Source organism: Virgibacillus salexigens (genome assembly GCF_000723585.1).
GTDB classification, from domain to species: Bacteria; Bacillota; Bacilli; order Bacillales; family Amphibacillaceae; genus Virgibacillus; species Virgibacillus salexigens.
In genome coordinates, this window is record NZ_CCDP010000001.1 from 910,162 (window position 1) to 930,847 (window position 20,686).

The window sequence follows — 20,686 nt, forward strand, 5'->3', positions numbered from 1 at the left end:
ATGCAGAGAAGTTGGTTTTTATTTTTAGCTATCTGTTTATTATTGATGAGTAGCTGTAGTAATTCGGTGACTGACGCAACGGGAAAGTTGCCAGATGAAAAGATTACTTTAAAAGTTGCTGATTCGGTACCATCAACCAATTTTATTTCGAAGGAAGGCATTGTTTATTGGATGAATCGGGTGAAAGAACTTACGGATGGGAAGGTAGAATTTGAATATTTTCCATCCGAACAGCTCGGAAAGGCAAGTAGTTTATTAGAATTAACCAAATCGAACACCGTTGATATAGCTTATACATCTTATGCCACAGAAGAAATGCCACTGACTGAAGTTGCTGCATTACCTGGTGCGATTCCATCTTCTGTAAAGGGGACAAAAATGTACTGGAAATTAGTGGACCAATATTTATTGGAAGAATCCTACTTATCAAATGGTGTGCGACCGATGTTCGCAGTGACATTGCCAAAATATCAAATTATAACGACAAATAAAAAGATCAAGCGTTTAGCAGACATACGGGGTTTAAAATTGCGTACATCTGGAGGACCCATTGAAGTAGCGACCAATGAAATTGGAGCATCCCCTGTTGCAATGGCAGCACCAGAAATTTATACAGCAATTGAACGGGGGACAATTGATGGGGCAATGCTAGCGGTAACAAGCTATCAGCCTTATCAATTACAAAAGGCAGCCAAATATTCTACTACAAATGCGAATATGGGGAGTTTTATTGCCACTTACTCAATAAATGAGGTGGTCTATCAAAAACTACCGTATTTTGTTCAAGAAGCAATGTTGCAAGCTGGAGAGGAAACGATGCAACATTTTTCTACTTACTTAGACGATCATGTGGAAGAATTAACTCAGACTTTTGAACAGGAAGGAATGGATATGTATGAGCTAGATGGTGAAACCTTAGGAAACTTAAACGAGGAGATACAAAAGACATGGGATGATTGGGCGAATGCATTAGAAGCTCGAGGCTATGCAGGGCATGAAGTACTGCAACGATTTGAAGAAATAAAACAAAATTTGGGTAACTAGGCTCTTATGATTCTCTAGGCTTGGGTATTTTCAAAGAGGGGTGAATGTGATGAAACAATTGCACCATATATTTGAAAAGATAGAACGTATATTTGTAATTTTATCTCAAACAGCACTTGTCATCATGATGATTCTAATCGCTGCTGATGCAGCCAGTCGATATGTATTTGGCCAATCCATAATTGGAATTTATGAATTTACAGAAAGATATTTAATGATCGCGGTAATTTTTTTGAGTATGAGCTATGTTGCAAAACTAGACGGACATATTAAGCTGGATGTATTAATTGATCGGATTCCTGCAAGTGTAACAGAAATATTTAACACTCTCTTTCAATTACTAGGGGCAGCGTTTATTTTCGCGATTGGGTACCAAGGAATGGTGATGACATATGAAGCATGGAGCAATCAAGTTGTTAGTACGGGGTTGATTGCTTGGCCTGTATGGCTTTCTTATATTTGGGTTCCTGTTGGTGCTTATCTCTTTACCTGTCGTTTAATGCTCCAGTTTAGCCAGTCACTGCTTCTCTTGCTTGGAAAGAAAAAGAGGCAATTCATAGTAAAGAAGGAGGATGTGATATGACGATAGTGCTTCCTATCTTGCTACTAATCTTCTTTCTCCTATTTGGAATGCCAATCGCTCTTGCTCTAGGAATTGCTGGTTCCATAGGTTTGATTATTAATGAAGGGTGGCAGGCCTTCTTTGGTGTGATACAAACAGCACCTTATGACAGTGTAGAAAGCTTTGTACTAAGTGCTATTCCGATGTTTATCCTAATGGCGGCGATTATGACTGTAACAGGCTTGACAAAGGATTTATTTTATTCCGCTCATCAATGGTTGGGAAATCTCCCAGGAGGTTTAGGAATTGCGACGGTGTTTGCCGGAGCAGGAATGGGGGCAACGAGTGGGTCGTCTACTGCTTCTGCTGCAACGATGGCTTCTGCTGCTTATCCAGAAATGAAGCGATATAAGTACAGCACACCATTTGCCATGGGAGTTGTCAGTATTTCGGGGACATTAGCAGTGATGATTCCACCAAGTATTATATTAATCATGTACGGCATTCTTTCTGAAGTTGGTGTAGCGACATTGCTAATTGCGGGAATCATACCTGGCATTCTGACTGCTATTGGTTATATTGTTACTATCCTAATCTGGGTCAAAATCAAACCAGAGGATGCACCGACCATTGAAGATAAGCCGACAATGTTAGTACGATTTCAATCGATAAAATATACTTGGCCAGTCCTTCTATTAATATTTGTGGTGGTTGGAGCTATTTATACCGGAGTAATTACCCCAACGGAGGCAGGGGCAGTTGGAGCATTTACTGTGCTTTTACTTGCGATTTTCATGCGGCGTTTTTCACTCAAATCTTGTAATAAAGTGCTGCTGGAGACATTGAAATCAACGACTATGATATTAACAATAATTATCGGCGCGATGATCTTTGGGTACTTCTTAACGATTACAGGTGCTACACAAAACTTAGTAACTTATATTGAAGGTTTAGACGTTTCTAGGTATGTGATTTTAAGTATTATTGTTGCCGTATTTCTCGTCTTAGGTTTCTTTCTAGATCAAATGGCGATTTTGATCTTGATGGTACCCATTACGTTTCCAATTGTAATAGCTTTAGGTTTCAATCCGATCTGGTTTGGAATACTTGTCACAAAAGCAGCGGAAATTGGTTTAGTGACACCTCCAGTTGGAATGAATGTTTTCGTTGCTTCAGGTGCGGCAGGAGTGAAAACAACGGAAAGCTTTAAAGGGGTGATTTGGTTTGTTGTAACAGATTTAATCATTTTACTGTTATTAATGGGTATTCCAGAAATAGCAACTTGGTTACCCGAAACGATGAATAATTAAAAGGAGATGGAAGCATGGATTTTCAATTATCAGAAGAGAATACTGCGATTCAACAAGCGGTGCGGGCATTTGCGAAGAACGAAATACAGCCTGTAATTAAGGAATATGAGTTAAATCAAAAATTTCCTTATAGCATATTACGAAAAATGGGGGAGCAGGGTTATTTTGGCACGTGTTTCCCGGAATCGGTTGGGGGAACTGAACTTGGGTTTATGAATCTTGCAATTATCTGTGAAGAAATTTCCAAAGCGCATCCTGCCTTAGGCTATGCCTTCAATATGCAAGCGATGACTTGTCCCTTCACCATTCTTAATTGGGGAACTTCCGAGCAAGTGAATCGGTATGTTCCAGATTTAATCACAGCGAAAAAAATTGGCATGTTCGCTTTAACTGAAGCAGGTGGTGGGTCCGATGCTGCTGGAGCAATGAAGACTACTGCCGAAAAAGTTGGAGATGATTATGTCATTAATGGATCGAAGGTGTTTATTACTTTCGCAAATGAAGCTGATTATGGCGTATTATTTGCAAAAACAGATCCTAAAGCTGGACATCGTGGAATTTCTGCTTTCATTATCGAAACGGATCGGCCAGGATTTATGGCACAACCAATTGAAATGAGCAGTCTCGGTTATATGACACGAAGCTGTGAGGTCTTTTTCGAAGATTACCGCATTCCTAAAGAAAATTTATTAGGTAAAGAAGGTCAAGGCTTCAAAATTGCAATGAATGCGTTAGATTATGGCCGATTAACCGTACCTGCTCGGTTAATTGGTATTGCACAAGGATGCTTGGAGGAATCCATTGCGTATGCAAATCAACGCGAACTAAAAGGGCAGCCAATAGGCAACTACCAAATGATTCAGCATCTGATTGCTGATATGACAGTAGAAATTGAAGCAGCTCGGATGTTGTTATATAAAAGCGCCTATTTAAAAGATAAAGGGGATACTGCAACCAGGGAAAGTTCGCATTCTAAATATTTTGCTTCGCTTACTGCAACAAAAGCATCACGAGCAGCATATGAAATTTTTGGTGGTTATGCCTTAACCGATGAATACCCGATTATGAAGTATATGAATTATGCCAATATGCTGCATATGGGAGAAGGTGCACCGAATGTACAACGAATTCTGATTGCTGAAGATGCACTGGGAATTAAGGATGCCAATCGTCATAGGATCCCGAGAAAATTTGCATTAGCAAGTGACTTTTAATTTAAACAGGAAGGAGTCGAGGAAAATGCGCCAAGCTTTAAAGGGTATTAGAATATTGGATTTGTCTAGGGTATTTGCTGGACCAGGTGGTTCGATGATTCTAGGAGATTTAGGTGCAGATGTGGTGCGTGTAGAGGCTCCGCATGGTACAGATAGTATTCGTGACTGGTCTCCTTTTGTTAAGGATCAAAGTACGTATTATTTCTCAGCGAACCGAAATAAACGTGCGATAACGTTAAATTTGAAAAAAACAGAAGGAAGAGCGTTATTTCAAAAAATGGTTGCTCAAGCAGATGTGGTCTTAGAAAATTTTAAAACGGGAACAATGGAACGACTAGGATTGGGTTTTAAACAGTTGAAGCAATGGAATCCTACAATTATTCTATGTTCTGTAACAGGATATGGACAGACGGGACCATTTGCACAAGAACCCGGGTTTGATCCAGTTCTTCAAGCTGTGGGTGGTCTCATGGATGTCACAGGTGATCCGGACGGCGAAGCAACCCGTGTTGGTTTACCTGTCGTCGATATGATGAGTTCTCTATACACAGCAATTAGTATCCTTGCTGCCCTTCGTGCACGTGACCTATACGGTGAAGGAGACCATATTGATATTTCTTTATTAGATGTACAAGTAAGTTCGTTAGCAAATGTGGCTAGTAGCTACTTAATGAAGGGACATCGGTCTAAACGAATGGGTAATACGCATAATAATATTGTACCATATCAAGTTTTTCAATGTGAGGATAAACCACTCATGGTTGCTTGTGGTAATGATCAACAGTTTGTGAAATTTTGTCAGGTGGTAGGACATCCCGAATGGGCAGAGGATTCTCGGTTTAAGACGAATGCAAGTAGAGTAGATAATCGTAATGTACTGACAGAGCTTTTGGATGCGGTCATGGTTCTGAAAACCGCCGAAACGTGGTTTGCGTTATTATCAGATGCTGGTGTTCCTTCTGGTCCTGTTAATAACGTAGAAGAAGTGTTTCAACATCCACAGGTTCAGGCAAGAAAGATGGTAGAGAAAGTGGATCATCCTACATTGGGGAGTGTTCCCCTAGTTCGTAATCCATTAAAGTTTTCCAACATGTCTATAACGATCGAAAAGCATCCCCCGTTACTCGGAGAACATACAGAAACTTTTCTCCAAGATGAACTGGGATTATCTGTGGAAGAGATTAAACAGTTGGGGGAAGAAGGGGTTATTTAACCTATGCTATAATGTCCCTAAAGAGAAGACTGGAAAATGAGTGGGGGACAAATTAGATGAAGGACCGTACGTATAATTCAAATGTGATTTCAAAAGCATTTGCTATCCTTAGGGCTTTCTCAGACGTGAAATTAGATTGGGGAGTCAATGAATTATCCCGGTATTTAGATATACCGGTTAGCTCATTACATCGGAATTTAAAAACACTTCGAGAAGAAAATATTTTGGAAGTTTCACCACAAACCGGGAAATATCGTATAGGTTCGGAATTTATCCGAATTGCTTCGATTATCTCTTCGGATATTGATATTAAAAATATTGCTAGACCATTTATGCAAGATGTCTCAACCCAATTTGACGAATCGGTTTATTTAGGGCTTTACCATTCAGCGAGTAAAAAGATTTCCTTTGTAGAGGGGATTCATAGTCATAACCCTTTAAAATACGTATTAGAATTGGGAAGCTTACAGCCTATTCACTTCGCAGCAAGCGGCAAATCTGTGCTTGCATATCTTGAGGATGAAGTGATCGAGTCCGTGTTGGAAAAGGAGCAGGTTTCAATAGAACAGAAGAAGCAATTGTATGAAGAACTTCAACTAGTCCACAAACAGGGATATTTAACTACTTATGGGGAGCGGTTAGACGGTGCATCTGGTACAGCAGCTCCATTATTTGATGCCTCTCAAAACGTAATTGGCTGTATCACTTGTGTCATTCCGATTCGTTTCTTTCTAGCGTATAATCCTGAGGAAAAGAATTTATTAGGATATCGAATAAAACAACAGGCAGAGGCAATCTCTCATGTGTTAGGCTATCGTAAATAGGCAGCCGATTCCATTGCTTATCAACTAAGCGGTAGATACCACTATAGCTATTTACGATGATACATGCGTTAACCTGATTCAGATTGTACAAAAGTAAGTAAAGTAGGAATAAGATTTCGGCTCTGTATAACAAAAAAGGTTGCCCCAAAAGCGTTTAAAACTTTGAGGCAACCCTTTATTTATTTTACTCGATTTGTCTTCTTTAATAGATAAAGGAGATAAGGTGCGCCAATCAGCGAGACAATGATACCTGCTGGAATTTCCTTCGGGGCAAGCAATAGCCTTCCAAAAAAGTCAGCGGAAAGCAACAGTAAGCCGCCTATGACTAAAGTTAATGGAAGTAGCTGCAATAACTTTGGTCCAACCAATTGTCTGGCAATATGTGGTGCGAGTAATCCGACAAAACCAATTGCTCCAACAATGGATACACTAATTGCAGATAATACGACTCCTAAAACAATCATAAGTAATCGCATACGGCTTGTACGAACACCTAATCCAATCGAAATTTCATCGCCAAAGGATAGAATCTCGAATGGTTTAGCTAGCCAGATAATAATTGGGATAATCAATATAACCGCAAGCAAAGCCATCACCAAGTCATCCCAACTCATTCCATACGTACTTCCAGACAGCCAGGTTAAAGCTTGGGAAGCGTGGACATTCGCTCGCACGAGTAAAATTTGAATAAGTGCAGCACCAACTGCTGACATGGCGATTCCCATTAATAAGAGAATCATCGGCTGGAATCCGCTTTTTGAGCTAATGATTAACACAATTACCATTGTTAATAGGGCTCCTAGCAATGCACCAATTGGAACAAAAATAAATGGAGCTTGAGGAAATACTACGATAAACAGCATAGCAATGACACTAGCACCAGAGGTAATCCCCAAAACAGATGCATCGGCTAACGGATTTCGTAGGACGGTTTGCATAAGTAAACCACTTGCAGCCATCATCATACCAACAGCAAAGCTTACTACTACTCGTGGGACTCGAAAATCCCAAACATAACTATTGTACATAAGCTCCTGTGGTAACGCGAGCAAATTAGTAAAACTTGTCCCCCCAAACGATAAGCTAATGACAACGAGTATCAAGATACCAAGCGATAAAATTGGGTAGAAGATTTTCCTTCGATCACGCTCAATTCTTTCTTTCCCTTCTAATGCATTTCCAGAGGAGCGCGTTTGAGTGCTCATCTTTAGTGCTAAATATACGAGCCATGGAGCACCAATAATTGCCGTCATGGCACCTACGGGTAACTCTGACAAATCAGAAATGATACGTACGAAAATATCTGCACTGATGAGTAAACTAGCACCTACAAGTACGTTGGCAATTATCATCGTTCGATGTGTTTGAAATCCCATTAATCGGACTAAATGTGGTGCAATAATACCAACAAATCCAATTGGTCCTACTACGGTGACGGTAACCGATGCTAATAAGATAGCGATAACCCAACCAAATGCTTTACTCAACGTAATATTCTGACCAAGGCCAATAGCAACTTCATCGCCAAGCAATAAGATGTCGAAGCGGCGACTGACTAAGATAGCAACCACTAATGTACCAATTATCCATGGAGTAGCAAATTGGACCCCACTCCAGTCCAATTGTAATAATGTTCCAGAACCCCATAAAAATAATCCAGACACTTCATTCTCATACAATAATTGTAATGCACTTGTGAATGACGAAAAAAGCATGGTTACAATGAGCCCCGTTAATGCGATACGCACAGGGTCTAAAGATTTGCCAACTAAAAAGGTGACACTTAATGCTGCCGCAATTCCTCCTGCCATCGTCACGATAATCGGGTAGCCACCGCTAATGGAAGGGAAGAAAATCGTGAATAATACGACAAAAAAATATGCCCCTGCATGGATACCTAAGGTACTCGCACTGGCAAGTGGGTTTTTCGTCATTGTTTGTAATAACATCCCTGCAACAGCTAATGCTGCTCCTGCTAAGCAGCCAATTACAAATCGAGGCATACGATTATATAATAAAAAGCTTAATTCCTGATCATTATTCCACACGTCTAACCAAAACGTAATAAAGCCCGAAGAGGCTTGCCCTTGGCTTAAGTGAATCAATCCAAGGACAAGAAATAACAGAAAACATCCGAATATGAAAAGGATTGGTTTTACCTTCATACGATCACTTCACTAAAGCCTCTTCGGCATGATCAACCAGCGTTTCCATGGATAATACACTACCGAATGTCCAAACACCAGCGCCAAGATCATACATATCCTCATTTTTAACAAAAGCTAAAGAATTCCAAGCTTGATTATTTTCTAAATTAGAGAATAATGGATCATCCTTTTGCACCGTGTGTAAAAATAACGACTCTTGATAATTGGATAATGCTTCCACATTTGCTTCAATGAAACCATCCGTCTGTGGCTCTTGATCTTGAATTTTATTTGTTAGTCCAATGCCTTCAAGAACGTGACTAACTGTAGAATTACTCGTGAAAAGCCGGAAAGTTGGTGCTTGATTCACAGAAAATGCTTGTGTAAAAACAAATTCACTTGTAGATAAATTAGCTGCTTCTACCTTTTGTTTAGCTGCATCCATTCTTTCTTCTAAATGCGTAATAGCGTCTTTGGCCTCTTGTTCCTTCCCTACTAATTTACCAGTTTGTTTCAATGTATCAGTCATGTGGGCATATAAGTCGCTTATTGCTTCGTCGGTTGCTCCATCATATAAAACAACTGGGGCTACTTTTTCTAACTCTTCTTGATGTTTCCGTTGATATTCTTTTCCAACAATCACATCAGGATCTAGTTTGGCAATTTCTTCAATATTTGGCTCGGTACGCTGTCCAACATCGACCACACTATCATCCAATTTCTTATCAATGGTTACCCATTTATTAAACCCTTCTACATCAGCTACTCCAGCTGGTTGTACACCTACAGCTAGTAATTCTTCTGCTACACTCCATTCTAAAGCAACAATGTTTTTCTGCGGTCCATCAAACTCATGTTTCTCTGAACCAGCTTCAATTATAATTGTCTCGTTGTCTGAAGCATCACTTTTATCCTCTGATTCTTGTGATGAGGCATCTTCTTGCATACATCCGGTTAATATAATAAATAAAAATAGCAATGTGCTAAGTAATGTAAGTTTTTTCTTCATCTTTGGTTAACTCCCATTCACTAGTATTTAACTAAATACGAATCGTCTAGATTAACTGATAACGGACTTTTCTACCACATTTGCATAGGATAGACAGATTGGTTTATCACTGAATGGACAAACAGTCAGCATTGGCTGAATGTGGAACACTTTTCTTAAATTCTCTTCTGCCATCACTTCATGTGGGCTGCCTTGGGTAATTAGTTCACCATCTCTCATGGCGATTAAATGGTGGGAGAACCTGGAGGCATGGTTTAAATCATGCAGGACCATGACAACGGTTTTGTTTTGCTCCCGATTAAGCTTTTCTAAAAGTTCCAGTATATCTAGCTGATGTGACATATCTAAATAGGTAGTCGGCTCATCTAGTATAACCACTTCTGTATCTTGTGCGAGTGCCATCGCAATCCAAACTCTTTGTCGCTGTCCACCAGATAATGCTTCTAATGGGCGCTTCTCTAAGTCCGTTAGTCCAGTAGATTCTAGTGCCCAATCAATTGCTTCTATATCAACTTTTTTTAATTTGCCAAATCTGGGTTGATGAGGAAATCTACCATATGTAACAAGATCACGTACGGTTAATCCTGATGGTGCTTCAGCAGACTGTGGTAGTATAGCCATCTTCTTTGCAATCTCCTGGGTAGATGTCTGACTAATCCGCTTTCCATCAAGATAAATTCCACCAGTCTTTGGCTTGAGGATTCGGGCAATTCCTTTCAGTAATGTAGATTTGCCACAACCATTTGGCCCGATAATCGTAGTTATTTTATTTTTTGGTATCGAAACACTAAGCTTATCAATAATAATGGTATCCTCATAACCAACTTGTACTTGATCTATATCGATCATGTTGTCACCTCCAGAACATGAAATTGATAATCATTTTCAATTATAGGTTATTAGTCTTAGATTTTCAATACACGATGAATGAATTTTCATAAAAAATTGTACATACATTTCCTGTAAAGCCACGATATTAAAGGAGAAAAAATCGTAGAATTAGAGAGGAGAGGAACGTTAGGAAGAGGTTAAGAATAAAAAATAGATAGTAGGTGTGGAATAAAAGCATCTACCAGCTTTTCCCAACTTGACGATTTCGCTAACCATCTGTCATAATAATGGTAATTAAATATGGTACCTTTAATTCAGTCCAGAGAGGCTGACAAGGACAGCGGATCATGTGTAGGGGTTATGTATAGATGTACAAACATACATAACGGTAGCTACTATCGTTTTTCGATAATGGCCATCCCTAAAAAGCAGGCTTCTTGTCGCACACGACTGGAGGCCTGCTTTTTTATACAGAAAACACAATCTCCCTTCTTGCTATGGTACCGATAACCAGGAGGAATTATAATGAAAAAAATAGATACAGAGTTTTCGTTACAGGCAGTTCCATTAAATCATCGCAATGGATTTTGGAAAACATTCGTAGTGATGCTTGGTTTAACATTCTTCTCAGCAAGTATGATGTCAGGTGGAGAATTGGGACAAGGGCTGACATTCCTACAGTTTATTGGAATTGTGCTTGCTGGTAATTTGATTCTTGGTGCATATACTGGGGCATTAGCTTATATAGCTGCAAAGACTGGGCTGTCGACCCACTTACTTGCACGCTATGCATTTGGTGAGAAAGGTTCCTATCTTCCTTCCTTTCTCCTTGCATTCACACAAATTGGCTGGTTCGGTGTTGGGACAGCGATGTTTGCAATTCCTGTTCAAAAAGTAACAGGAATTGATATCTATCTATTAATTGCTATAGCGGGAATTGCTATGACGTTTACTGCCTTTTTTGGAATGAAGGCACTTGCTATCATAAGTTTTATCGCCGTGCCATTAATTACAGTCTTAGGCAGTACCTCTGTTTTTAAAGCAGCAGAAAGTATTGGAGGGATACAGGGACTACTTGATTATCAACCTGCTGAGGCAATCAGTTTAGCTGCAGCGTTAACCATTTGTATCGGCTCATTTATCAGCGCAGGAACACTGACACCGGATTTTACTCGCTTTGCTCGTAAAAAGCGTTCAGCAGTAGTGACAACCGTGATTGCCTTTTTTATAGGAAATACGCTTATGTTTGTTTTTGGAGCTATTGGTTCGATAGCAACTGGACAAGCAGATATATCGGAAGTAATGTTTATACAAAACTTGATTTTACCAGCTATCATCGTCTTAGGACTAAATATTTGGACAACCAATGATAATGCGCTATATGCCTCTGGACTTGGATTATCTAATATTACGAAACTACCAAAACAGAAATTAGTTATTGTTAATGGAGTTATCGGGACATTAGCTGCGATGTGGTTGTATAATAACTTTGTTGGGTTCTTAACACTACTTGGATCTGCGCTGCCGCCAATTGGAGCTATTATTCTTGCTGATTTTTTCATTGTTCATCGAGGGAATTATCGGGCATTTAAGACAATGACTTTTCAACCCATCAATTGGGTAGCAATACTTGCGTGGGGAGTGGGGATTGTCGCGGCAACCTTTATCCCGGGGATCCCGCCAATTAATGCTTTAATTGCTACAGGAGTAGTCCATGTAGCAGGGATGAAATTCATTGGAATGAAAGAGAAACAAGTCATGACATCAAAAGTAGAGAAGGTGAGTAATTAATATGATTATAAAAAATGCCTCGTTACGAGGAAAAGCTGGGAAATGGGACATTTCCATACAGGATAAGAAAATTATCTCGGTTCATCGATCGAATACGATAAGAGATGGCGAAGATGTAATCGATGTAAATGGTTCTCTAGTACTGCCACCCTTTATAGAGCCTCATATCCACCTCGATACAACACTTACTGCAGGAGAGCCTGCATGGAATCAAAGTGGAACGCTGTTTGAGGGGATACAACGTTGGTCTGAACGGAAAGTATCCTTAACACAGGAAGATGTAAAAATAAGGGCGAAGAAAGCTTTAACATGGCAAATTGCTCAGGGTATTCAGCATGTACGTACCCATGTGGATGTTACCGATCCCAAACTAACGGCGTTAAAAGCCTTATTAGAAGTAAAGGAAGAAATGGCTGCATATGTAGACTTACAGTTGGTTGCCTTTCCGCAAGAAGGCATTCTATCTTATCCGAATGGTCAAGAATTAGTTGAAGAAGCACTTAAGCTAGGTGCAGATGTTGTTGGTGGAATTCCGCATTTTGAATTTACTCGTGAGTATGGTGTGCATTCAATGAAGGTTGCTTTTGACTTAGCTGAAAAATATAATCGGCTCGTTGATATTCATTGTGATGAAATCGATGATGAGCAATCTCGTTTTGTAGAAGTAGTAGCTGCTGAAGCTTATGAGCGAGGACTAGGATCAAGGGTAACAGCTAGTCATACAACCGCTATGGGATCTTATAATGATGCCTATACGTCGAAGTTATTTCGTTTATTAGGTCTTTCTGAAATCAATTTTATTTCTAATCCGCTTGTTAATATTCATTTGCAAGGAAGGTTTGATTCCTATCCAAAACGACGAGGATTAACACGTGTCAAAGAATTGCTGGAAGCTGGAATGAATGTTTGCTTTGGCCATGATGATATCTTTGATCCATGGTACCCACTTGGTACAGGAAATATGCTACAAGTACTTCATATGGGAATTCATGCTTCCCAATTAATGGGATATGATCAAATTAGCAATTCAATTGATTTAATTACAACCAATAGCGCCAGGACAATGGATATTGAGGGGCACTATGGAATTGAAGAAGGTAAACCAGCAAATTTAATTGTGCTTGACGCGGAAGATGATTATGAAGCTATTCGCAAACAGGCAGCTGTATTGTATTCGATTCGTAACGGCAATATAATTGCTGAAACAAAACCAAGTGAATCACATGTCCATTTGACAAAAACAGCAAAGGTGGACTTTCAGAAATAAGAAGCTAAAGAGTCTGTAAACATCCTGTTTGCAGGCTTTTTATATTGAAATGAAGAGTTGCCGCTGAGATGATAGTTGTCTCAGCCCAATGAAAATACTGTTGTTTTTTGTAGAAAAGATAGCGTATAATAAGACTATTGTAATAGATTTTGGTAAATCTAGTAATTTTCTATTAAAATTTCAAAATAATTAAATGAGTTATTTATATGTAAAAGGAGAAATTGTATGAAACGAAGCGATCGGAAAAAACCAAGAAGACTATGGTTTAAGATTCCTTTAGTTATTATTCTATTATTGGTACTAGGGGGCGGAGCGTATGCCATCTCCATTTATAATAATGCAAAGAGTACGGTGAACGAAAAAATGAGTGAGCCGGTGGAAGCGATAGATACGACGGTAACAAAAAAGAAAATGAAGGATGAAGAACCATTAAATGTGTTATTACTCGGTGTCGACGCGCGTGGTGCGGATAAGGGAAGATCAGATGCGTTAATGGTGCTTTCACTTGACCCTAAACAAGAAAAGATGCAATTAGTTAGTATTCCGAGAGATACACGTACAACGATTGTTGGTAAAGGATTTGAGGATAAGATTAACCATGCATATGCATATGGTGGAAGCGAAATGTCAATAGCAACAGTAGAAAACTTCTTAGATATTGAGCTGGATTATTTTGTACGTATGAACATGGAAGGGCTCGAAGAACTGGTTGACCAGCTTGGTACCATCGAAGTAAATAACGAGATTGCCTGGAATGATGGTACGTATAATTTTACGAAAGGGCCAGTAGAGATGGATGGAGCGAAAACTATGGCATTTGTACGTATGCGTAAACAGGACAATGCCGGAGACTTTGGGCGTACCGAGCGCCAGCGTAAAGTGATCGAAGGCATTGTCGATAAAGGTGCTTCCGTCGCCTCAGTCAACAAAATCAGCGGTGTCATCGATGTATTAGGAAACAATATGGCGACAAATATGGATTTTGATGATATGAAAGATTTACTTTTTAACTATACAAATGTAAGGAAAAACGTTGTTAGCTATATGATGGAGGGGAGCGGCACCAAGATTGATGGCACTTATTATTACATTGTGCCAGATGAAGAAATCACGAAAGTACACGGAATGATTAACGAAATAAAATCATAATGGGAATGGATAAGACCTTCATGTAACGATGGAGGTCTTTTTTTTAAGCCTTTGTTCTGTAAACGTTTTACAAGTTTATGTCTTGGGAATCGGTATATAAACGTGTTTATAAGGAGGAAGTTATATGGTTTTACCGTTTAAGCATGAACCGTTTACTGACTTTAATGAATCTGCGAATCGAGAAGCGTTTCGACAAGTCTTAAAGAAAACAGAGAGTCAATTAGGAGAGGATATTCCATTAATGATTAATGGGCAAAAAGTATATACGGAAGAAAAAATCGTCTCTATAAATCCGGCAAACAAAGAACAAGTTGTTGGGAAAGCTTCTATGGCGTCAACGGATCATATTGATCAAGCGATGAATGCGGCACAAGAGGCGTTTAAAGAATGGGGGCGTTGGAGTGCGGAGGCACGTGCAGAGGTGCTGTTCCGGACAGCTGCGATTGTTCGTAGAAAGAAATATGAATTCGCCTCTATACTCGTCTATGATGCAGGTAAGCCTTGGGGACAAGCGGATGCTGACATTGCAGAAGGTATCGATTTCCTCGAATATTATGGAAGAGAAATGATAAAGCTTGCCGAAGGAAAATGGGTGGAGGATCGTCCAAATGAGAATAATTCGTATTTTTACCAGCCGCTGGGACCAGGGGTAGCTATCCCACCATGGAACTTTGCGTTTGCAATCGTTTGCGGTACCACTGTCGGCCCATTGGTTGCCGGGAATACGGTATTACTAAAGCCTTCGGAGAATACACCTGTAATTGCTTATAAGCTTGTGGAAGCTTTAATGGAAGCAGGCGTACCAGATGGAGCTATCCATTTTGTCCCTGGTGATCCTAAAGAAATTGGCGATTATCTGGTTGACCATTCGAAAACACATTTTATTAACTTTACTGGTTCACGTGCAACAGGAACACGAATTATAGAACGTGCTGCAAAGATACAGGAAGGTCAAGATTTCCTCAAGCGGGTAGTCGCTGAAATGGGCGGAAAGGATACAATTATAGTCGATAATGATGCAGACATCGATCTTGCGGCAGACGCGATTGTTCAATCTGCATTTGGATTTCAAGGCCAAAAATGTTCCGCTTGTTCACGTGCTATTATTCATGAGGCTGTTTATGATGAAGTACTTACCAAAGCGATTGAGAAAACAAAGCAAATTACAATCGGAAATACGGCTGAACAGGATTTTTATATGAGTGCGGTAATTAATCAAAAGCAATTCGATAAAATCAAACAATATATTGATATTGGAAAAACAGAAGGAGAGCTTGCTTACGGCGGGGAGATGGATGATTCCAACGGTTATTTTGTTTATCCAACGATCTTTAAAGATGTCGATCCAAACGCTCAAATTATGCAAGAAGAAATCTTTGGACCTATCGTTGGTTTTGCAAAGGCAAAGGATTTTGATGAATTATTAGACATCGCAAATAATACAGAATATGCACTAACTGGTGCAGTGATTTCCAATAATCGCAAACACTTAGACCGTGCTCGCTATGAGTTCCAAGTAGGGAATCTATATTTCAATCGAGGTTGCACAGCTGCAATTGTAGGTTATCAGCCATTTGGTGGATTCAAAATGTCAGGTACAAACGGAAAGGCGGGAGGCCCGGATTATTTACCACAATTCCTCCATGCAAAAACCGTATCGGAAATGTTTTAGGAAGGAGTATAAAAAATGACAGTCCAGATCTGGGCTGTCATTTTTAAATATTAAACGGATGTAGCACCTTGTGCGCCGTCAATTCGGTAGTAGGAACCGCTGATGAACGATGCTTTTTCAGAAGAAAGGAAGAGCATTAAGTCGGCAATTTCCTCAGCTGTAGCATAGCGGTTCAGCGGAACGGAAGCTTCGAATTGTTTTCTTGCTTCTCCAGCGTTTTCACCCATCGCATTTTTTTCTATGGATTTCATCATAGCCGTATCGACCCCTGAGGGGGCAACTGCATTCACGCGGACGTTATATTCTGCCATCTCAAGGGCTGCTGTTTTATTAAGCCCGATAACGGCATGTTTCGATGCAACATAAGCACTCATACCTGGGGCACCAAGTAGGCCACCATTCGAGGCTGTATTCACTACAGCACCACTATTTTGTTCCTTCATTTGTTTAAGTACATATTTTAAGCCGAAGAATGCGCCCATTATATTTACTCCAAATACCGCATGGTAATTATCAGCTGTTTGCTCCGTAATGTTTGCGAACGCTCCATTAATGCCAGCATTATTAATAAACACATCAATGCGCCCGAAATGTTTGTTGGTCTGATCGACATATGTTTTAACATCTGCTTCTTTTGAAACATCGGCATCCAGTAAGAGAATATCATCAGCTTGAACGGATTCCGCTGCTTTTTCAAGTGCATCTTTCTTAAGATCGACAAGTGCTAGTTTGGCACCTTCTCTGCGAACTTTTTAGCTGCAGCAATTCCAATTCCTCCTGCTGCTCCTGTTATAAGTACGACTTTATCTTTGAATTGCATGGATATTTCCTCCTTCAGTATAAACATAAGGGTAGCTATTACTACCTACCCTTTATTATACCGCTAAAACTTTTGATTCATGTTGCTAGACGACTTTTGTCTGAATATTTTATAACTTGTAATAATAAAAATATAAACGTAAGATAAATGAACAAAATATAAGAATGAAGCAAGAGGAAGGATGCTGTTTAAAAGATAAGTCACTGAATTTCACAATTATTGGAGGTTGACATGTTTATGGACTTTTTATCAATTATTCCACCAATTGTTGCTGTATTATTGGCGATTTTTACAAAGCGTGTGTTGTTTTCTTTATTTATTAGTATTTGGGTTGGAGGATTGATTGCAGCTGGTGGAAATCCTTTTGCTGCAGTCGGTATGACCTTTACATGGATGAAAGATGTGATGATTGATCCTTGGAATGCACGTTTCCTTGTCATGACAGCATTGTTAGGAACAGGGGCAGCATTTATGTTTAAGACCGGTGGTTCAGAAGGGCTTATACGCTTATTGGAAAATAAATTAACCACAAAAAAGCGAGTACTATTCCTACCATATATATTAGGGCTAGTCGTCTTTTTTAATGATTATGTAAATTCCGTAATCGTGGGAAATGCAACAAAGGATATTACTGCAAAACATCAAGTATCACGTGAGAAATTATCTTATATCATTGATTCAACCGCAGCACCGATTTCAACAATTGGCCCAGTTTCAGATTGGATTGGCTTTCAAGTATCTTTAATAGCAGCAGCATTTGCTACGATTGGTATAGCAGGTATAGATCCGTACTTTGTTTTCTTACAATCGATTCCTTGGAATTTCTATGCGATTCTCTGTTTGCTAGCTGTACCCATGATCATTTTATTAAAGGATTTTGGACCGATGGCAAAAGCGGAAAAACGTGCGCATACAACCGGGAAGTTGATTCCAGATGGATCGACACCATTGTCTTCGGTTGACCAGGATTTGGGGGAACCGCATAAAAAAGTGAGTAGCGTTTGGAATTTTATTCTGCCTCTTGTCACGTTAATATCTGTCAGCATTTGGGGGCTATGGTATTCAGGAGGTGGCGCTGAAGGAAAGTCCATTATGGACGCACTTGCAGATACAGATGTTTCTGTAGCACTTACTTGGGGAGCATTTGCAATGACAACCGTTGGCATTATCCTAGCTTTACTCCAAGGTATGCGTTTAAAGGCTTGTGAGGATACATTGTTAGGTGGGATTCGTACCATGTTGCCAGCATTAATTATTATTGTTTTAGCATGGTCAATCGGTACAGTAACTTCTGAGCTGGGTACAGCGGAATTTGTAGTTAAAGCCACACAAGGGTGGATGACTGAAGCATTATTGCCATTTCTCGTATTTATAATTGCGATGTTTATCTCGTTTGCTACAGGAACATCTTGGGGCACCATGTCGATCTTGACGCCGATTGCTATTCCGCTGGGTTATTCAATGGGAGGAGAAGAATTAATTGCAATAGTAATTGGAGCAATCTTTGCTGGGGCAATCTTTGGAGACCATGTCTCACCAATCTCTGATACGACCGTGATGGCATCGATCTTCTCCGAATCCGATCACATTGCCCATGTGAATACACAAATACCTTATGCCCTTGTACCAGCTAGTATTGCTGGAGTAATGTACGTAAGTTATACATTCATTGACAATAGTATCATTCTCTTAATTGTCGGTATTGTGGTTCAATTTTTTATTATACGGTATTTAGGGAATCGGCATGAACAAAGGGAAGGAGAACGATTGGAAATAGATGAGGATGTGGGGTAGGGAAAAGAAGGGAGATTTCATTCTTTGGAGCAAGTTCAACAGTAAAGAAGCTGTACCGTTTTGCTTCGACGACGAATTTAAGAAAACTGATGATGCTATTAATTCAGTATCTACCCAATGTTCTTCATTAGGTGCAGTACAAAACCGTCTAGAGCATACGATTAAGGAGCATTTACTGAAAACGGAACAGCTGCTGAGTCACATATTAGAGTTGTTGATATGGCCAAAGAAATGATGAATTTCACTAAGAATAATATTCTTACGCAGGCTGCTCAAGTGTTGGCACAAGCAAACCAGGAGTATTATAATTACTTCGTTAATTTTTAGACTAAAATAACAGTAAAAAATCCTGCTCATATTGAGCAGGATTTTTATATAATTTGTTCATATTCCCATAAAATAAGGTATTGTATATATAGAAGTAACCATTACTTGAATTTGTTGTTTACTTTCTCTTCCAACTTTTCAACTCTTTCCTCTAACTTATCTCTAGAAGAATTCTTGGATTTCACATACTTAACAATAAAAACTATTCCAAAAGCTATCGCTATAGTAAAAATTAAGTTAATAAAGATGATTATTAAAGGCATTAATTCCTGCATAGTCATAAAATCACCTCACAAATATTACTTCCACCTTATAATAACAATTAAATATCATTATATCCATATCCTAAGGCCCCACATATAAAAATAGCTCTTTAAAGGGGCTGTGAAATCTTTAAAAAGCTATTGCTAAATTAAATTAATTAAATCAAACAGTTTCATAACTGTTGGCACTTCTCGTTCCGGTCATACGTATTCAGAACCGACTTCCATTTTAGCTCCATCTTTGAATGTATATGTTTTTGGTCCATTTTCAGCAATGTATTGAAATCAATATCATTTTAGATTTTTTGGAATTTCATTTTTTCAATGTAGGATTTTTCCATTTAGAGAGGATGGCGTATTCATTTATTCCAAAATATATAGTAATATAGTAAGAAATAAATATAAAGTTTGTATATTTCTAACAATCTTGTAATAAAATCAATCTAATCGTAGAGGAGGATTCTTTTGCTAGAACTATCCATAAAAGACACAGATAATTTAAAGAAAGTGGCCCATGCGCTAGCTTCCGATGTTCGTCTGCAAATTATTAATCTACTTAATGAAGGAAATATGAATATCCACCAAATGGCTGAGACATTAGGCATACCCGTTTCTACCACAGCGTCACATGTGAAGGTGCTGGAACAAGCTGCATTAATACATACAGAACTTCGACCGGCAAGTAGGGGAGCTATGAAAGTTTGTACAAGAAATTTCGATGATATTCATATTCAATTAAATAAAAAAGATAATTTCTATATGGAGAATCAAAGCTATCGATTAGAAATGCCGATTGGTCAGTATACCGATTTTCAAGTGGCCCCTACTTGTGGCATGGTAAATCAAGAGCAATTCTTGATTCCTGAAGATGAACCGGTTCATTTTTATAGCCCAGAGCGCTCAAAAGCACAATTAATTTGGACCAGAAAGGGATATTTTGAATATAAATTTCCTATCGTAATTCCAAGTGGTGCGACGATCTCTAGCCTACAACTTTCCATGGAGATATGTTCGGAAGCACCGAATCATGACCCCAATTGGCCATCGGATATTACGTTATGGATTAACAGTGTAGATATTGGGACATGGACGAGTCCAGGGGATTATGGAGATCGTCCAGGGAAACTTAATCCAAGTTACTGGGCTGATACTACCAGTACACAGTATGGCAGTTTAAAAACGTGGAAGGTTACCAAGCATGAAACATTTATTGATGACTTTCAATTATCGGCATGTACCCTCGACGAATTAAATCTACTAGAAAAGAATTTTGTATCAATTAAAGTAGGCATTAAAGAAGATGCAATACATAAAGGAGGTATTAATTTATTTGGTAAAGGATTTGGTGATTATGATCAAGATATCGTATTAACGATTCATTATAGTTAATGTAACGATTGCTCTATCGTATGTTTGTTGTCTGTTCCGACAGAATCGGCTCCCGCTTAA

General features: G+C 39.1%; 15 protein-coding genes and 2 pseudogenes. 13 read left to right on the forward strand and 4 right to left on the reverse strand.

The features are described from left to right. From BN990_RS04160 to BN990_RS04185, 6 genes are read left to right on the forward strand one after another with little or no spacing between them, the layout of a single operon-like run. Complete coding sequence (locus BN990_RS04160; protein WP_038242592.1) at positions 1-1,044, forward strand: TRAP transporter substrate-binding protein; 1,044 nt, start codon at positions 1-3, stop codon at positions 1,042-1,044. A gap of 49 nt (positions 1,045-1,093) precedes the next feature. Next, complete coding sequence (locus BN990_RS21485) at positions 1,094-1,627, forward strand: TRAP transporter small permease (protein ID WP_051739016.1); 534 nt, start codon at positions 1,094-1,096, stop codon at positions 1,625-1,627. Beyond that, the gene (locus BN990_RS04170; RefSeq protein ID WP_038242593.1) at positions 1,624-2,916 is read left to right on the forward strand and encodes a TRAP transporter large permease; all 1,293 of its coding nucleotides are present in this window, start codon (positions 1,624-1,626) and stop codon (positions 2,914-2,916) included. Before BN990_RS21485 ends, BN990_RS04170 begins: the two co-directional genes overlap by 4 nt. Positions 2,917-2,930: 14 nt before the next feature. Beyond that, positions 2,931-4,130 (forward strand): acyl-CoA dehydrogenase family protein, encoded by a 1,200-nt coding sequence (locus BN990_RS04175; RefSeq protein ID WP_038242594.1) that lies wholly within the window; start codon positions 2,931-2,933, stop codon positions 4,128-4,130. Between the two features lie 25 nt (positions 4,131-4,155). Continuing rightward, the gene (locus tag BN990_RS04180) at positions 4,156-5,343 is read left to right on the forward strand and encodes a CaiB/BaiF CoA transferase family protein (RefSeq protein WP_038242596.1); all 1,188 of its coding nucleotides are present in this window, start codon (positions 4,156-4,158) and stop codon (positions 5,341-5,343) included. A 56-nt stretch (positions 5,344-5,399) separates the two neighbouring features. After that, positions 5,400-6,167 carry an IclR family transcriptional regulator gene (locus BN990_RS04185; RefSeq protein ID WP_038242598.1) on the forward strand — a complete coding sequence of 256 codons (768 nt, stop codon included), beginning with the start codon at positions 5,400-5,402 and terminating at the stop codon, positions 6,165-6,167. 179 nt (positions 6,168-6,346) lie between these two features. On the opposite strand, the gene BN990_RS04190 is transcribed toward BN990_RS04185, so the two are convergent. From BN990_RS04190 to BN990_RS04200, 3 genes are read right to left on the reverse strand one after another with little or no spacing between them, the layout of a single operon-like run. After that, positions 6,347-8,332, reverse strand: coding sequence for an iron ABC transporter permease (locus BN990_RS04190; RefSeq protein WP_038242600.1), 1,986 nt, complete (start codon positions 8,330-8,332; stop codon positions 6,347-6,349). 4 nt (positions 8,333-8,336) lie between these two features. After that, positions 8,337-9,323, reverse strand: a complete 987-nt coding sequence (locus BN990_RS04195; RefSeq protein ID WP_021289507.1) for an ABC transporter substrate-binding protein — start codon at positions 9,321-9,323, stop codon at positions 8,337-8,339. Positions 9,324-9,374: 51 nt separating this feature from the next. Next, complete coding sequence (locus tag BN990_RS04200) at positions 9,375-10,172, reverse strand: ABC transporter ATP-binding protein (protein WP_021289506.1); 798 nt, start codon at positions 10,170-10,172, stop codon at positions 9,375-9,377. A gap of 507 nt (positions 10,173-10,679) precedes the next feature. Between BN990_RS04200 and codB the strand changes: the two genes are divergently transcribed. The 4 genes from codB (at position 10,680) to pruA (ending at position 16,033) form a co-directional block, all read left to right on the forward strand. Next, the gene (codB, locus tag BN990_RS04205) at positions 10,680-11,945 is read left to right on the forward strand and encodes a cytosine permease (protein ID WP_038242603.1); all 1,266 of its coding nucleotides are present in this window, start codon (positions 10,680-10,682) and stop codon (positions 11,943-11,945) included. A gap of 1 nt (position 11,946) precedes the next feature. Then, positions 11,947-13,212 carry a cytosine deaminase gene (locus tag BN990_RS04210; RefSeq protein WP_021289504.1) on the forward strand — a complete coding sequence of 422 codons (1,266 nt, stop codon included), beginning with the start codon at positions 11,947-11,949 and terminating at the stop codon, positions 13,210-13,212. Between the two features lie 225 nt (positions 13,213-13,437). Then, complete coding sequence (locus BN990_RS04215) at positions 13,438-14,361, forward strand: LCP family glycopolymer transferase (RefSeq protein ID WP_021289503.1); 924 nt, start codon at positions 13,438-13,440, stop codon at positions 14,359-14,361. Between the two features lie 124 nt (positions 14,362-14,485). Next, positions 14,486-16,033, forward strand: coding sequence for an L-glutamate gamma-semialdehyde dehydrogenase (gene pruA / locus BN990_RS04220; protein ID WP_021289502.1), 1,548 nt, complete (start codon positions 14,486-14,488; stop codon positions 16,031-16,033). A gap of 50 nt (positions 16,034-16,083) precedes the next feature. On the opposite strand, the pseudogene BN990_RS04225 reads toward pruA, so the two are convergent. Then, positions 16,084-16,719 (reverse strand): annotated as a pseudogene (locus BN990_RS04225) (SDR family NAD(P)-dependent oxidoreductase); the annotation flags it as partial. Between the two features lie 365 nt (positions 16,720-17,084). Here BN990_RS04225 and BN990_RS04230 point away from each other — a divergent pair. The 3 genes and pseudogenes from BN990_RS04230 to BN990_RS04245 all read left to right on the forward strand — a co-directional run bounded on the left by BN990_RS04230 (position 17,085) and on the right by BN990_RS04245 (position 20,626). Continuing rightward, on the forward strand, positions 17,085-18,647 hold the full coding sequence (locus BN990_RS04230) for a Na+/H+ antiporter NhaC family protein (RefSeq protein ID WP_021289499.1): 1,563 nt from the start codon (positions 17,085-17,087) through the stop codon (positions 18,645-18,647). 85 nt (positions 18,648-18,732) lie between these two features. Then, positions 18,733-18,974: pseudogene (locus BN990_RS21795) on the forward strand (flagellin); the annotation flags it as partial. Between the two features lie 728 nt (positions 18,975-19,702). Further along, the gene (locus BN990_RS04245) at positions 19,703-20,626 is read left to right on the forward strand and encodes an ArsR/SmtB family transcription factor (protein ID WP_038242607.1); all 924 of its coding nucleotides are present in this window, start codon (positions 19,703-19,705) and stop codon (positions 20,624-20,626) included. Positions 20,627-20,686 lie beyond the last annotated feature (60 nt).